The sequence below is a fragment of the Pseudoalteromonas umbrosa genome (assembly GCF_030125375.1).
GTDB lineage: Bacteria > Pseudomonadota > Gammaproteobacteria > Enterobacterales > Alteromonadaceae > Pseudoalteromonas > Pseudoalteromonas umbrosa.
Genome location: NZ_JASJUU010000001.1, coordinates 580250 through 593776 on the forward strand (window position 1 = coordinate 580250; position 13527 = coordinate 593776).

Annotated in this window: 12 protein-coding genes; 6 read left to right on the plus strand and 6 right to left on the minus strand. The window is 39.9% G+C overall.

Annotation, left to right across the window (positions count from 1 at the left end):
• Positions 1–4 precede the first annotated feature (4 nt).
• Complete coding sequence (locus QNM16_RS02510) at positions 5–1204, minus strand: helix-turn-helix domain-containing protein (RefSeq protein WP_284019017.1); 1200 nt, start codon at positions 1202–1204, stop codon at positions 5–7.
• Between the two features lie 154 nt (positions 1205–1358).
• On the opposite strand from QNM16_RS02510, the gene QNM16_RS02515 reads away from it, so the two are divergent.
• The 4 genes from QNM16_RS02515 (at position 1359) to QNM16_RS02530 (ending at position 5003) form a co-directional block, all read left to right on the plus strand.
• The gene (locus QNM16_RS02515; protein ID WP_284019018.1) at positions 1359–1793 is read left to right on the plus strand and encodes a DUF6326 family protein; all 435 of its coding nucleotides are present in this window, start codon (positions 1359–1361) and stop codon (positions 1791–1793) included.
• Positions 1794–1864: 71 nt separating this feature from the next.
• The gene (locus QNM16_RS02520) at positions 1865–3265 is read left to right on the plus strand and encodes an FG-GAP repeat domain-containing protein (protein WP_284019019.1); all 1401 of its coding nucleotides are present in this window, start codon (positions 1865–1867) and stop codon (positions 3263–3265) included.
• A gap of 319 nt (positions 3266–3584) precedes the next feature.
• Entirely contained in the window at positions 3585–3920 is a 336-nt protein-coding gene (locus tag QNM16_RS02525; RefSeq protein ID WP_284019020.1) for a hypothetical protein, read from the plus strand.
• 327 nt (positions 3921–4247) lie between these two features.
• Positions 4248–5003, plus strand: a complete 756-nt coding sequence (locus QNM16_RS02530; RefSeq protein WP_284019021.1) for a hypothetical protein — start codon at positions 4248–4250, stop codon at positions 5001–5003.
• A gap of 66 nt (positions 5004–5069) precedes the next feature.
• Here the strand turns inward: QNM16_RS02530 and QNM16_RS02535 are convergent, their stop codons facing one another.
• The 3 genes from QNM16_RS02535 to QNM16_RS02545 all read right to left on the minus strand — a co-directional run bounded on the left by QNM16_RS02535 (position 5070) and on the right by QNM16_RS02545 (position 9153).
• Complete coding sequence (locus QNM16_RS02535; protein WP_284019022.1) at positions 5070–6350, minus strand: Xaa-Pro dipeptidase; 1281 nt, start codon at positions 6348–6350, stop codon at positions 5070–5072.
• A gap of 168 nt (positions 6351–6518) precedes the next feature.
• Positions 6519–8069: a response regulator gene (locus tag QNM16_RS02540; RefSeq protein ID WP_284019023.1), complete on the minus strand. Its 1551-nt coding sequence runs from the start codon at positions 8067–8069 to the stop codon at positions 6519–6521.
• A gap of 241 nt (positions 8070–8310) precedes the next feature.
• Positions 8311–9153, minus strand: a complete 843-nt coding sequence (locus QNM16_RS02545) for an HDOD domain-containing protein (protein WP_284019024.1) — start codon at positions 9151–9153, stop codon at positions 8311–8313.
• A gap of 212 nt (positions 9154–9365) precedes the next feature.
• Here QNM16_RS02545 and QNM16_RS02550 point away from each other — a divergent pair, with 212 nt between their 5' ends.
• Entirely contained in the window at positions 9366–10919 is a 1554-nt protein-coding gene (locus tag QNM16_RS02550; protein ID WP_284019025.1) for an AbgT family transporter, read from the plus strand.
• 54 nt (positions 10920–10973) lie between these two features.
• Here the strand turns inward: QNM16_RS02550 and cmoB are convergent, their stop codons facing one another.
• Together cmoB and cmoA are read right to left on the minus strand one after the other, a co-directional pair.
• Positions 10974–11942 carry a tRNA 5-methoxyuridine(34)/uridine 5-oxyacetic acid(34) synthase CmoB gene (cmoB, locus tag QNM16_RS02555; RefSeq protein WP_284019026.1) on the minus strand — a complete coding sequence of 323 codons (969 nt, stop codon included), beginning with the start codon at positions 11940–11942 and terminating at the stop codon, positions 10974–10976.
• A 10-nt stretch (positions 11943–11952) separates the two neighbouring features.
• Positions 11953–12678, minus strand: coding sequence for a carboxy-S-adenosyl-L-methionine synthase CmoA (cmoA, locus tag QNM16_RS02560; RefSeq protein ID WP_284019886.1), 726 nt, complete (start codon positions 12676–12678; stop codon positions 11953–11955).
• Between the two features lie 117 nt (positions 12679–12795).
• Here cmoA and QNM16_RS02565 point away from each other — a divergent pair, with 117 nt between their 5' ends.
• Complete coding sequence (locus QNM16_RS02565) at positions 12796–13485, plus strand: DUF3334 family protein (protein ID WP_284019027.1); 690 nt, start codon at positions 12796–12798, stop codon at positions 13483–13485.
• Positions 13486–13527: the final 42 nt, after the last annotated feature.

The following is a 13527-nucleotide window of genomic DNA, read 5'->3' on the forward strand; positions in this document are numbered from 1 at the left end:
CTTTTTAGCTATTTACTTGATCCTTACGGTATTCGCTAGGGGTTTGTCCTGTTACTTGTTTGAATGCCTTATAAAAAGAGGAACGCGCGTTAAAGCCAACGTCCAAAGCGATATCGAGCACAGTACTGTGATTTGCCAAAATTTGAGGCTTCGCTGCTTCAATACGCCAGTGATTCACAAAATCAAAAAAGCTCATGGATAATGTTTCATTCAATGTTTGTGATATGTAGTTTGGTGAAATATTGAGGTGCTTAGACAGCTGCTGCAGCGATAGATTTGAGTCTAAATAGAGCTTGTCTTGCTCCATTGCTGAGTTGATCTTTGTTGCAATCCGTTCCGACTGTGTTTTATCTAACGCCGAGCGTTGATATTTTTTTGCTGCAACGGGTTTGTCAATTGCATTATCTCTGTCTGATGTGTTGCTATGAACTTTGGACGTGCCTTTCGTATCACTACTATCTAATGTAGCTAATGCGGGCTTTTGTTGCAGGCCAAAGTGGCTCATGCACCATATTAGCAGCAAAGATAGGAGCATCTCCGTATTGCTATTAAAGAAGCCTTGGTCGAACAAACTCGAAGAAAAAACCGTTACCAAAGAGCATAGCCATACACTTACTGCAATTAAAAGCAGCCAATTCATCCAGTTGAGTTCTTTTTTATCGTGATTTGAAAAAACGTCTTTGAGTCTTTTCCGGTATTGATCCAGTCGCTGCACAATTTTTATCAAGGTATAGACACATTGAGCTAACCAAAGCAGCATCATGATTAAAAGCCCTATGAATAAAGTACTCACAAAAGGGCTGTTTATTTCTTCGTCATGGATGAAAACTGCGGTATGAACGTCGCTTGGCAATATTAAGATCATCCCAGAAATCAGCAAAGCGGGGAGCACCAATATGTAGCGATAAAGCTGTTTTTTATGGAACTGCCATGGTATATCGGCTGTAAGTCCCTCGACATAACACCATAATGATGGACAAAGCAAAAAAAGAGCAGGGAACGCAATGGCTGTGTACACAGCATAGTACTCAGGTAATAAAGAGGAGGTCACAGAGTTTAACGCTAAAATACCACTGGCGAATAAAAACAATGCCAGAGGCCAGTTTAGTGCACTTTTCACTGCACGTGATAATAGAATTGGCACACTGATACAAACTTGTCCAACAATCATCATCGTTAGAATTATTTCGATAGGGTCAGCCAAATTCTGTTCCTTTTATTGCGTGTCCTTGGGTGAGTTTAATTTAAAAAAGTGTCCGCACTTATAGTCTCGGACGACCTAGCTATTTATAAATTATATCGTTTAGCTTCGTCAACCACCCCATATCATGGGCTTAATTTAAAACAACGGAGCTAATATGAATACGACAAAGGATATCTCCTTGCCTTTTGAGGATTATCAAATAAACGTTAAGTTGAAAATCTCAGCACTTTGGGTTGCAGTGATGTTTTGCTATGTCTACGGTGACTATATTGAAGTGTTTGTACCAGGTGTTATGTCTGAGGCGTTGCTCGTCAGCGCAGATAGGAAAGGCATTCAATATGAGTTCTTTGCCGTAGCGCTGCTCATGTCCATACCAAGTGTCATGATTTTTTTAACTTTGGCACTCAAACCTAATATCAATAGAAAATTAAATATCATTATTCCCAGTTTGTTTATTGTGCTGCTAGTGTCACTTAATTTAGAAACCGGGTGGGGCTTTTATTTATATCTCACTGGGCTCGAAATTTTATTGTCTTTGATGACAATTCGGTATGCATGGAAATGGCCAAAGGCAGAAATCATGGGCTAAGCGTAACTATGATATTAAATTTTATCTTACTATTACAGATGAATAGCACGTATTTTTAATGGACTTCTAATATGAAAAAATTACTCACTTTAGCTGTATTTAGCAGCTTAACTTACGCAGGCGACTCGATTGATTTACAACACGAAGCCGATGACAGGCTTATTATGTCAGACACTGGTTCTGCCTTTGTAGCCGGTAATGGTGACTCTGCTTTTTTACAAAAAATAGACCTTAAGACTCAAAAGGTCACTTTATTAGCGTTACCCGAAAAGCCGATTATCTATAGCCTTGGCAAACTTAAAAGTCATCAAGGGAGGCAGGCATTTGTGTTAACTGAGCAGGGCATTTTTCACGTCAATGATACTGAAGCACGCAAGCTGATTGAAATTGACTCTGTATTTAAATCTGGGGCTTTTTCGAAATTTAAACACCAAGAATTTACGCTAGATGCGAATGGCGATGGCTTGACTGATTTTTATTTACCGGGCATTGAAAAACAGCATGTTTATATCCAACAGAAATCAGGTAAGTTTTCCAAAGCATCACTGCCTTTACGTGCCAAAACAGTGACGCATACTACTGAGAAAAATTTGACGATCAGCCACACATTGCCTCAATTTCCTATATTGGCTGACGTGAATGGGGATGGGATCGATGACTTGATGTTCTATGAGCAAAAAATGATTCAGTATTTTACATCGACAGACCATGGCCCTAGCGTAAAACCGCAAATACTCGTTACGTTTGAACAAAGCAGCAAGCAGCGAATTGAGAAACTAAGTGACTTTAATAATGATGGCTACCCTGACATTCATACGATAGAAAGCCTGTCAGAGGATACAAGCAAAGAAAAGGACTTGGACAGTGAGAGTATTCATCGGGTCTTTTTTTCACAGCAGACAAGCAACGGGTTAGTTTTTAAAGACAGCCCTGATATTGAGCTGACTTTAGAAGAAACGAGCGGTATCGCTAATATTAGTGACTTCGATGGAGATGGGTTAGATGATTTGGCAGTGATCTCTTTCGATATTGGTTTTATGGATATCCTTTCAATTGCCAGCGCTGCGATGGACAATAAAGAGGTGATGCTCGATAGCTCGATTAGTATCTTTACAGGAAAAAGCGACAACCAATTTTCAAAAAAAGCGGCTGCAAAGAAAAGCTTTGAAATCGCAATGAATATGAATGAATCAAGTAGCGGTGCAGGCAAAGGCATTATTTTTAAAGACTTCAACGGTGACGGCTTAACCGATTTATTAGTAAGAGCAGACACCAATGAGCTTAAAGTTTATTTTGGAGATGCCAAAAGAGGGTTATCGCGCAGAGCAAAGCGTATAAAGCGTGCTTTGCCAGCATCTTCAACAGATATTTATAGCCATGATATCAACCTTGATGGCAGAGAAGAAATTGTATTGAAGGTAAACGACAAAAAAGCAGGTTTTAGGTTAGATACGATCTTACTTACCAAGTAGAGGGGGTCTTAATAATTAACTGCCTGTTATTGAACTTACAAAAAGATCGACGGGCAGTTTTTTAAAGTAGTGGTGGTTTGTCAAGCTGGCTTTTATCTTATTGATTTTATTAATTATATTTTTAAACCGGTAACGATTTATAAGCATATAGTTGAATTTGTTTTTTAGATAAATTTACAGGGGAATTCAACTTGTTTTGATTTAACTGTTTACATACGTTGTATATGAAATAAAATTAGCCCCCTTAGTGGGTAACTCAATCCTTGTGTAATGAGAAACCTGTGATGTTGCGTTAATTTACGGTTGAACAAGCAGAAATATGATCAAATTTATTGAAACCACGCCTTGGTGGTTCTTAATACTTCTTTATGTCACAACATTGGCCCTTGGAACCTTAATCGGGGCCCCTCTGGTGATCCAAGCTTATGATTTGCCTAATCCAGTTGAAGTAACTCGACTGTTTGTATTAGTACCGTTAATCAAAGTACACTATTTACTCCCTTTACTGTTGGCGGTTACTTTTGGCTTGAAGTTTGTTAAGAGCAAAGGTCAGAAATCACTCACGCTATCATTTATTATTGCAAGTATCATTCTTGTGCCTGTTGTATTTTATGGCTTACAACTTTCAGACATTTATTTGTACGCTGAAGCCTAAAAACCTTTAAACACAAATACTTTATTCATAATGTAAATATATATTTGTCGTTATCTATCTTATTGACACTGCGCTATCAAAAGCTTTAAGAGTGCAGTGTCATATCAAGTACACTCACTCGACTTTTACTAAGGTTAGTAGTGCATATATCTACTTGTTGTTACACAAGTGTCAGACTTAGATTTTTGTAGCAAAAAATCAGCTTGAAATCATAAGAAATCATAGGCAAGTCATGTAGTTTTTGGCGACCAAATATAAATTCCTCATAAAGTTTACGCACTACTTATAAGTGCTTAGGCGAATTTTAAGTGTAAGCAAGGAGTTTATATGGTAATCGGTTTTTCATTAAAAAAGTTATGTTTATCAGTCAGTATAACAGCGATAGCTGCGGGTATTTTTTATTTTCACGCATTAGCAGGTTTTTGTACAAATCCAATTGTGTACAAAGCTCCACCTTTATTCGTTGAGCAATACTTGCAACACATCGAGTATCTTGAGCCATTGCCTCGTACTGAATTCGATAGGCGTTTTGTAGAAAAACCAGATCTAGAAGCGTTGATCGAAGATTACACTTATGAGGAAATTTTGGTCTTCAAAGCAGTTATGACGGGGCAGTACGATGATGAGTTGATGCGTTTATTTTCTCACCCAGATAAAATGCAGAGAATTAAAATTGCAGAAGCATTTGCAGCTGTACAAATTCAATTCATACATGACGAAGAAAGTGGATTTCCACCAAAAAGAAATCAATTGTTCAACAGGTTAGGGGAGCATCTTCCTGATATTCGTAATGCGCTATCAGAAGCACTTATATATACGGCAGTAGAGGGAAAAGCTAACCGTATTCCATATACATTGGCTTGGTTACCCGGTCAAGGGCGAGAGACGTTAGAGCTGTTTTCTTGGGCAGCAAAGCATCATCCTGATCATAACATTCGTAGGTCATCTATTTACTATGTGACTATTTTGGAGGGGGGAAACCTTACTGGGCCACTTTTATTAGGACGGAGTAAAGATCCTGTATATAGTGTGCGAAAATTAGCGTTGGATCTGCGTATTAGACGCTTAATAGGTAACATATAAAGCACTAGGGTTGATAGATATCCTGAGATATCTATCCAGATTATATAAATATGTGAACGCTTATTTCTATAAGCGTTTATCCACTTCAACTTTGCCATCTTTTATGACCAATGCGACATTTTCCATTACTTTGATGTCTTCTAGTGGATTACCTGGAACGGCAACAATATCAGCAAGTTTACCAGATTCTAAAGACCCAAGGTGGTCTTGCAATTTCAGTAACGTTGCCGAGTTAATGGTAGCTGCTTGTAGCGCTTGCAGTTCGGTCATGCCAAATTGGACCATACGGCTAAATTGCTTAGCGTTGTCTCCATGAGGGTAAATACCACCATCTGAGCCAAAAACCATGTTAACACCTGCTTTTACTGCTTTTGTAAAGCTTTCTCGCTGAATTGAACCAACCTGTCGCTCCTTTTGGAGGCTCTCTTCAGGTATTCCAGCTTTTGCTCCTTCTCCTAAAATGTACTCGGTCGTGTATATGTCCATAGAGAAGTAAGTGCCATGTTTTAATGCCAATTGTATTGCCTCATCATCTAAAAAACTGACATGCTCTACAGAGTCAACACCTGCTCGGATCGCAGATTTTATTCCATTTGTACCATGGGCATGCGCTGCAACCGTGAGCCCTCGCATATGCACTTCATTCACAAGCGCTTCCATTTCTTCAAACGAATACTGCTGAGCACCTACTTTGGTGCCTGTTGACATAACACCGCCTGTTGCGCAGAATTTGATAACATCAACACCATATTTCACATTTTCTCGCACTTTATGACGAACTGCCCAAGGGCCATCTGCGACACCTTCAGAGATAACTCTGTGTTCATGAGTAAATGCATTAATATCACAATGTCCACCGGTAATACCTATGGCCGGACCTGATGCAAATACTCGAGGTCCTGATATGTCTCCATCATAAATAGCATCACGTATAGCAAGATCTGCATAGCCTGAGGCACCTAAATTTCTGACTGATGTAAAACCTGCTTCTAGCGTACGTCTGGCGTTTATAGCCCCTGTAATCGCCGAACGAGGAACAGTTCGTCGCAGCCTTTCATAGCCATGCACGGATGCATCACCTGTGAGGTGAACATGCATATCAAATAACCCAGGCACCAATGTATGACCCTTTAAATTAATGACTTTGGTATCAGAGTTTTCGGTATCTTTGGGTGTATGCTGAGAGACTGAAACAATGTTTTTATCTTCAATGACGATAGTCGCAGGTGTAATGAGCTTTCCTGATTTGACATCAAGTGCAGCGTCTGCTTTGAGGATGAGGGGGGTTGCGAATACGCTACAAGTGGTAAAAATTAAGGCTGTACTTAGGAGTGTTTTTCTGAACATGTTTTCTTCTTATGGTTTTTAATTCAAAAACAGTCTATGCAGGCTAGTAGAAGGCCCGCAAGCTTTTTACGACTGAGTGTACAATTTCCCTGATGAGTTTATAGGCAATAAAATAGTTAAAATTTGTTTGTAACAGGGTGTTTATGAGAGTAAGGAGCTTATTAAGAGTTAGCTTACGACCGTTTGCCTTGGCTTTGCTTGCTGTAAATAATGAATATAGTCTTGCTCTTTTAATCCGGCTTCACGGCTTGAACGCAATAATAAGTCATTCAGCGCTTGGTCATTAATCCCATTTCTGAGCGCTTTACTACACATCTTGATGGTGTCTTTATATTCACCAGAATCAAACAACCGAGTGGCAAACTGCATATAAGCTTCTTGTTGGTCTGATTCCTCTTGGTAAATTTTAGCGAATACTTCTCTATGCATTAAGCCCGCCAAGACATAGTGGCTATTTCTATGCTGCTTGCCAAGTGCTCTATGAGCGTTAAATAGCATTTCTCTGGCGTGTTCCAGATCCTTTACGAGGAAAAATAAGTACGCAATAAGCGTAGCCGAACCTGGATCGTCTAGCGTATTGTGACTTAGTTGCAAAAGTTTTGCACTAGCATCAACTTCTTTACCTTCAATCAACATCATCATAATTAAAAGCAAATTGAACTCATCAGGACAGTACTTTTGCATATTTGAAGCGTGTCGAGTAATGGCTGATTTCAAATCATTTTGGATTGATTTAAGTACTTTAGACTCAATTTTTTCTTTGTTATCCAATGTTTCTAAAAAGCGAATTTTAATAGCTAGGGCCGAGAGCAGGGTAGACAGAGCTGGGTCTTCACTATAAGCGCGCTCTTTTCGCCTAATTAAATTATCAATAGCATCATGCTCTTTACACACATGTAATACCATTAGACTTAGCCTGAACATACTCGGTGACATATCTTCAATAGGAAATGCAAGTACTTGAGCTGTCGCTAGTTCTCGGTTATCGGTCTGAAATGCGATATATATTTGCCAGTAAAAAACACGTATGGGGTAATCTTGCCGCGTTTGGGGTTCAGATAAAAAACCTTTACATGCTTCAAAATCTTTTAGCTCATAGTTGACATGAAACAAAGACCACTTTGCCCACTGGATATTGCGATCAGCCAAAGGCAAAAGCAGCTTTTTTGCTAATGAATAGTGGCCAAGTTTAAGCAGTAAGTTTACAAGCAGTTGATTACGCGCTTTTTTTAAATAGTTTGGATACTCTTGTTTACGTAACTCTTTGAGTTTTAATAATGCGTTTTTGTACTTTTTTGCCCTGATAAATTGGTAAGCAAGTTTAAATTCTTTAACTTGGAGAGTATGCTCTTTTAATATTGTCGCGAGATCTTGAGGAGTGTAAGGTACTTCCAGCAGTTGGTTACTATGAAATGGATACTCACAAGCGTAGTCAAATGCACTTTGCCTTTTTGCCATATACACAAGTCTGGTTATGGGCGGCAATGTTTCGTTGTACACAAGTTCGCTAACAAGATCATAAAGGTTTTTTATGGTATCAACTTGGTTATCTAAAAAAACAATATCATAGGTATTTTGTTTTGCTGATCGCTCAAAAGCGCTACCTGAGCGGTAAGAGCGAACATGAGACACGCCCTGCTTGTTTAGCAAAGCTTCTAAAAATCTAATGTTGTCGCTATTATCGTCGACTATTGCAATTTTTAGGTCTGAATACTGCACTTTATTTCCTTTTATCAGCTGCCGGAGAGATGACCGATGCTGAAAAAACACCCAGTTTGTAGTTAATTTTGGAACTTACTATTCTAATCGTTTTAAACTCATAATCATAGAGTTAAATGCACTTTCATTTACATTTATTTAAAATTTGAATGTTGGGGGTTAAAGATAGGAGGTTTTACTTGTGTAGGCTGTGGCATGTATGTGTCAAAAATGATTACGCAACATGCCAAAAAATCGGTGTTTAGTTAAAGATTTCTTCTACGTCATCTTTTATGTCTTGATAGGCGTCTTCATCTAGTTCCAAAACATGAAGTACATCTGTCTTTATATATGCCCAGTCGGGCACTGAGACAAAACGTTTGTTCACTTGTACTAAATGCTCTGCCATTTTTAGCGTTGCCATGGTGCATACGTGTTCTATGTCGTGGTTTTCTTTAAAAAACTCCATATCATGGTGCCTGAGTATGAGTTTGCATATGGGTTTGGGCAGATTCCAACTGTTTGCTAGAAAATACCCAATGGTCGCATGATTGGTGTTGTATATCGCTTCTTCTTGTTCTACCAATAACATGTCATAGTTGCTGTTGGCACAAGAGAGTACGTTTGCATAATCATCAAACTTTAATGCCATAGCAGGAATACCCGCATCGTGAAATAGCCCGAGCATATGAAGACTTTCTAGCGGTATTTTCACAGGAATTTTGCGGCCAATGATCATTGCGACTTCAGATATCTCATTTGCGGTGTCCCAAAACCTTTCCAAGCTTATACAGCACCGAGATTGATCAAATGCTTGTTTTAATAAAAACCCTGTAACAAGATGAGTCACACTGTTTAAACCGAGAAACATAACCGCTTGGCGAATATCAGTAATTGTCCGTGAAAAGCCATATGATGAGGAGTTAATCACTTTCAATACTGCGGCTGAAGTCGCCACATCTGTGGCAATGAGATCTGCAATTTGGCCAAGTTCAGGCTCACTTGATTGTAAGAGTTCATGTAAGTGAGTAAGTAATTCTGGTTTCGGTGGAAGGGAAAAACCTTTTTCTACATCATTAAGAACAACATTATCTATTTCTATCATAGTTCTTCCATCTCGATGCTAAACATCAAATATAGGTAATTGCACTGACGTTAGATGAGTATAGTCGTACCTGCTAATTTTTGTGCTGATGGTATTAAATTTGTATTTTTTGCCTGTAAAATAATCAACCAGTTGGTAATTCAGGGACGTTTTATTGCTTTCATTCGCTTTGTTAAGTTAAGGTTAGATAATTTTACTGTTTGGGAATAATTATGAGTCAATCACCTGAAACGGCAGCGCCGAGTGGGGCAGTTGCACGTTTTCTTAACGGGATCGAGCGTGTAGGGAATAAACTCCCTGATCCTGCAATCATTTTCTTATCAGCTATGCTGCTGATATGGTTCCTTTCTTGGATTTTTTCAAGCACGACTTTTGATGCGATAGACCCGCGTACTGGTGAAGCTATCGTTGTTCATAACTTATTAAGCGGTGATTCTCTAGCCAGTTTCTTAGCCAATATGGTTAAGACGTTCACAGGATTTGCACCTTTGGGTGTTGTATTAGTTGCGATGTTAGGTGTTGGTGTTGCTGAGCACTCTGGTTACATTAACACGGGCTTGAAATTGATGCTAAAGCGCACACCTCAAGCATTATTGACACCATCAATTATTTTGATTGCGATTGTGAGCCACACAGCAACTGATGCAGGGTATGTATTGGTTATTCCATTGGCTGGTGTCATTTTCTATGCCATGGGTCGTCACCCACTTGCAGGTATTGCAGCTGCGTTCGCAGGTGTAAGTGGTGGATTTAGCGCTAACTTCATCCCATCAGGTATCGACCCGTTACTGCAGAGCTTTACACAAAGCGCAGCACATATTATCGATCCTGAGATTGCAATTAACCCGTTGAACAACTGGTTCTTTACCTCAGCTTCGAGCTTATTCATTATTCTTCTTGGTTGGTACATTACTGATAAAATTATTGAGCCACGTCTTAAAAATACTGAGATAGATGGTGACACGAACAGCTTACCTTCTTTTGATGAAGTAAACGCGAAAGAAAAGCGTGCATTTTTAGCTGCATCTGGTGTGATGTTATCAGGCATTGCATTATTGGTTTACGCAGCAAGTGGTGAAGATTCAGCACTACGCAGTCCAAACGGCTCGCTGACTGAATTTACGGCGCCGCTTATGCAATCTATTGTACCGCTTATTTTCTTACTGTTTTGGGTGCCTGGTGCGGTTTATGGCTTCTTAGTCGGTACCTTTAAATCATCTAAAGACATGATTGATGCCATGAGTAAATCAATGGGCAGCATGGCTTACTACATTGTAATGGCGTTCTTCTGTGCGCTATTTATCAGTGCATTCAGCCAATCTAATTTGGGTGCATTGCTTGCGATTGAAGGTGCAGAGGTACTTAAAGCGCTAGCATTACCAAGTTCAGTGACTGTCGTAGGGATTATTTTCTTGACTGCGTTTGTGAACTTATTTGTTGGTTCAAGCTCTGCTAAGTGGGCGTTGCTAGGCCCTATCTTTGTTCCAATGCTGATGCAACTTGGTCTATCACCTGATTTGACGCAAGCCGCTTATCGTGTAGGTGATTCAAGCTCGAATATTATCACACCGCTTATGCCATACTTCCCGCTTGTTGTGGTTTATTGTCAAAAGTATGTGAAGAACACAGGTATCGGTACTTTGATAGCACTGATGATCCCATACTCAATCGCCTTCCTAATCGGTTGGAGTATTTTCTTGTTGGCTTATTGGGGTTTAAGTATTCCACTAGGTCTACAATCAAGCTACATTTATCCTGCTGGATAAATAAAAAAAGCCGCTCAATTGAGCGGCTTTTTTAATCTCGATAACTTAGTAAGATTATGCTTCAGCTATGAATATAGCGCGCAGTGGAGCAGGGTAACCCTCAATTGTTTTGCTTGGGTCTAGTGGATCTAAGAAATCTGCAAGTGACTCAGTTTCCATCCACTCAGTCTTGCGCTGCTCATCTAATGAAGTGGTGTCTTTGTTGACAACACGAACGTTCTTAAAGCCAACGCGCTCTAACCACAGCTTGAGTGCATCACAGCTTGGGATATACCAGACATTACGCATTTTTGCATAGCGATCAGTCGGGACTAGCACAGTATTAACATCGCCTTCGATCACTAAGGTTTCAAGTACAAGCTCGCCACCTTTACGAAGTTGCGCGCGTAATTGGCTTAAAAAGTCTATCGGTGAGCGTCTGTGATAAAGCACCCCCATAGAAAATACCGTATCAAATGCTTTAAGTTCAGGTAACTGCTCTACGCCTAATGGCAGTAAATGCACATTTGGGTCTGGGTTAAAGTGCTTAATCGCTTGGAATTGACTTAAAAACAGATCTGACGGATCAATACCGACTACAAAGTCAGCACCAGCACCTTTCATACGCCATAAGTGGTAACCAGAGCCACAGCCAATATCTAAAACGGTTCTACCGTGCAGGTCGCTAATGTGTGGGAGCAGTCTGTCCCATTTCCAATCACTTCGCCATTCAGTGTCAATGTGAATACCGTGTATATTGAAGGGGCCTTTTCGCCATGGCATCATACGCTTTAGTAAATGGGTAAGCTGTTTTGTATGGCCTTCTGAAAGCTCATCGCTTAAACCAAACTCGACCCGATCAGCGGTGTTGATGTGTTTTGTCGTTGACTCAGGTAAGTTTTTAAGGACCTTTTCCCACTTTGGCCAATCACCATGTTGTGCTTCTTTTTGCCAGTGTGTTAACTGGGCTGGCAAAGTATCTAACCAATGACTGAGCTGGTTTTTCGCAATGGCTGCGTAAAAGTCATTAAACCAAGTATTCATAATATCCTCGTTATTTTATTGCGACCATTGAGCAAAAGTTAAAGCACTGATACCACACTTGCGTGTTTGAAAAACCGACATTGCTTAGTCTTTCTCTATGGGTGCTAAGGGCGTCAGTGCGCATGATGTTTTCAATTGCGGTTCTTTTTTGGCTTATCTCTAATTCGGAATAACCATTTTGGCGTTTGAAATCATGGTGTAAATCAATTAACAAGTTATCTTTGGTATCGTTTTCGCCTTTGATCTTTTCTGATAAAAGCAAAACACCACCGGGCTTTAAGCCCGCAAAGATTTTTTCGAGTACGGCTTGTCTTTGATCTTGCGGGATGAACTGGAGTGTGAAGTTCATTGCAACCACACTGGCATTTTCAATTTGGATGTCATTAATGTCACCCAGTTGAACATTAACAGGCACTTCTGATTTAAAGCCTTTGAGGTGTAACTTACAGCGCTCAACCATAGGCGCAGAGTTATCAATGGCGATTATCTGGCAGTTTTCTTTGTCTATGTTACGACGCATACTGAGCGTCACAGCGCCCAAAGAGCACCCTAAGTCATACAAATTTGAATTACTTTGCGCAAACTGACCTGCAAGTTTACCCATCGTACTGACCATTGTGGCGTATCCAGGAACTGACCTTTGGATCATGTCTGGGAACACTTCGACGACATTTGCGTCAAATGTAAAGTCTTTTACTTCTTGCTCTGCGGCATAAATACTGTCTTTGCCAGTCACAATACTACTCTCATACAAAAATAATCTCGCTATTTTAGCATTTTATACTGGATAGTCAGTGATAAATTGAGTAGCTTGGCTACTATTAGTCATAAGAAGTAAAAAATGAGATAAAAAATGGCGAAAAATAAAGTTGTCAGTACAGAAGATATCCTATCAACCTTGTGTCACTCAGTGACTGAAGTGCTTTCATCAGCGAGTGGAAACCAAATTTCATATTCGGCGATGGTTCAAAAGATCACGCGTACCTGCATGCGACCGGATATCGGCTGTTTTGTGTTGTTCGATGGCGGGTTTACAGGACTCGTTGTGACTAACTTCACAGCTCAGGCAGCAATGGAAATCTACCAAGATTACATGCGCAACATGGGCATGCCGGAGAGTGAAATTGCACAAAGTCACCTATCTGACGATGTATCAAATGTGATGGGTGAATTGATGAACCAAATTGTTGGTGATTTTACAGGTAAAGTAAGAGAGCAATTACATACCTCAATTACGCAAAACCAGCCGAAAATGATGGCAATTAATAAGCAGGTGCAAATCTCCGTTGATACAACCATGGACAGACCACAAGCAAGACGAGTTACATTCACGACGCAAGGGCAAAATATATTCTATCTTGAGCTAGCAATGGATAAGACTGAGTTTATTAAGCTCCATGATTTTGATATTGCAGAAGCGGTAGACCCGGACGATATTATTGCAAACCAGACTTCTTCATCTGCAAAAACGAAGGCTGCAAAACCAGCTGAGCCACAAGAAGATGCTGCTGATGATGACTTTATGGCAGAGCTAGGATTATAAGATCTTTGGTGTAAGACATCATGCAGTCAATATAAGCTGCAT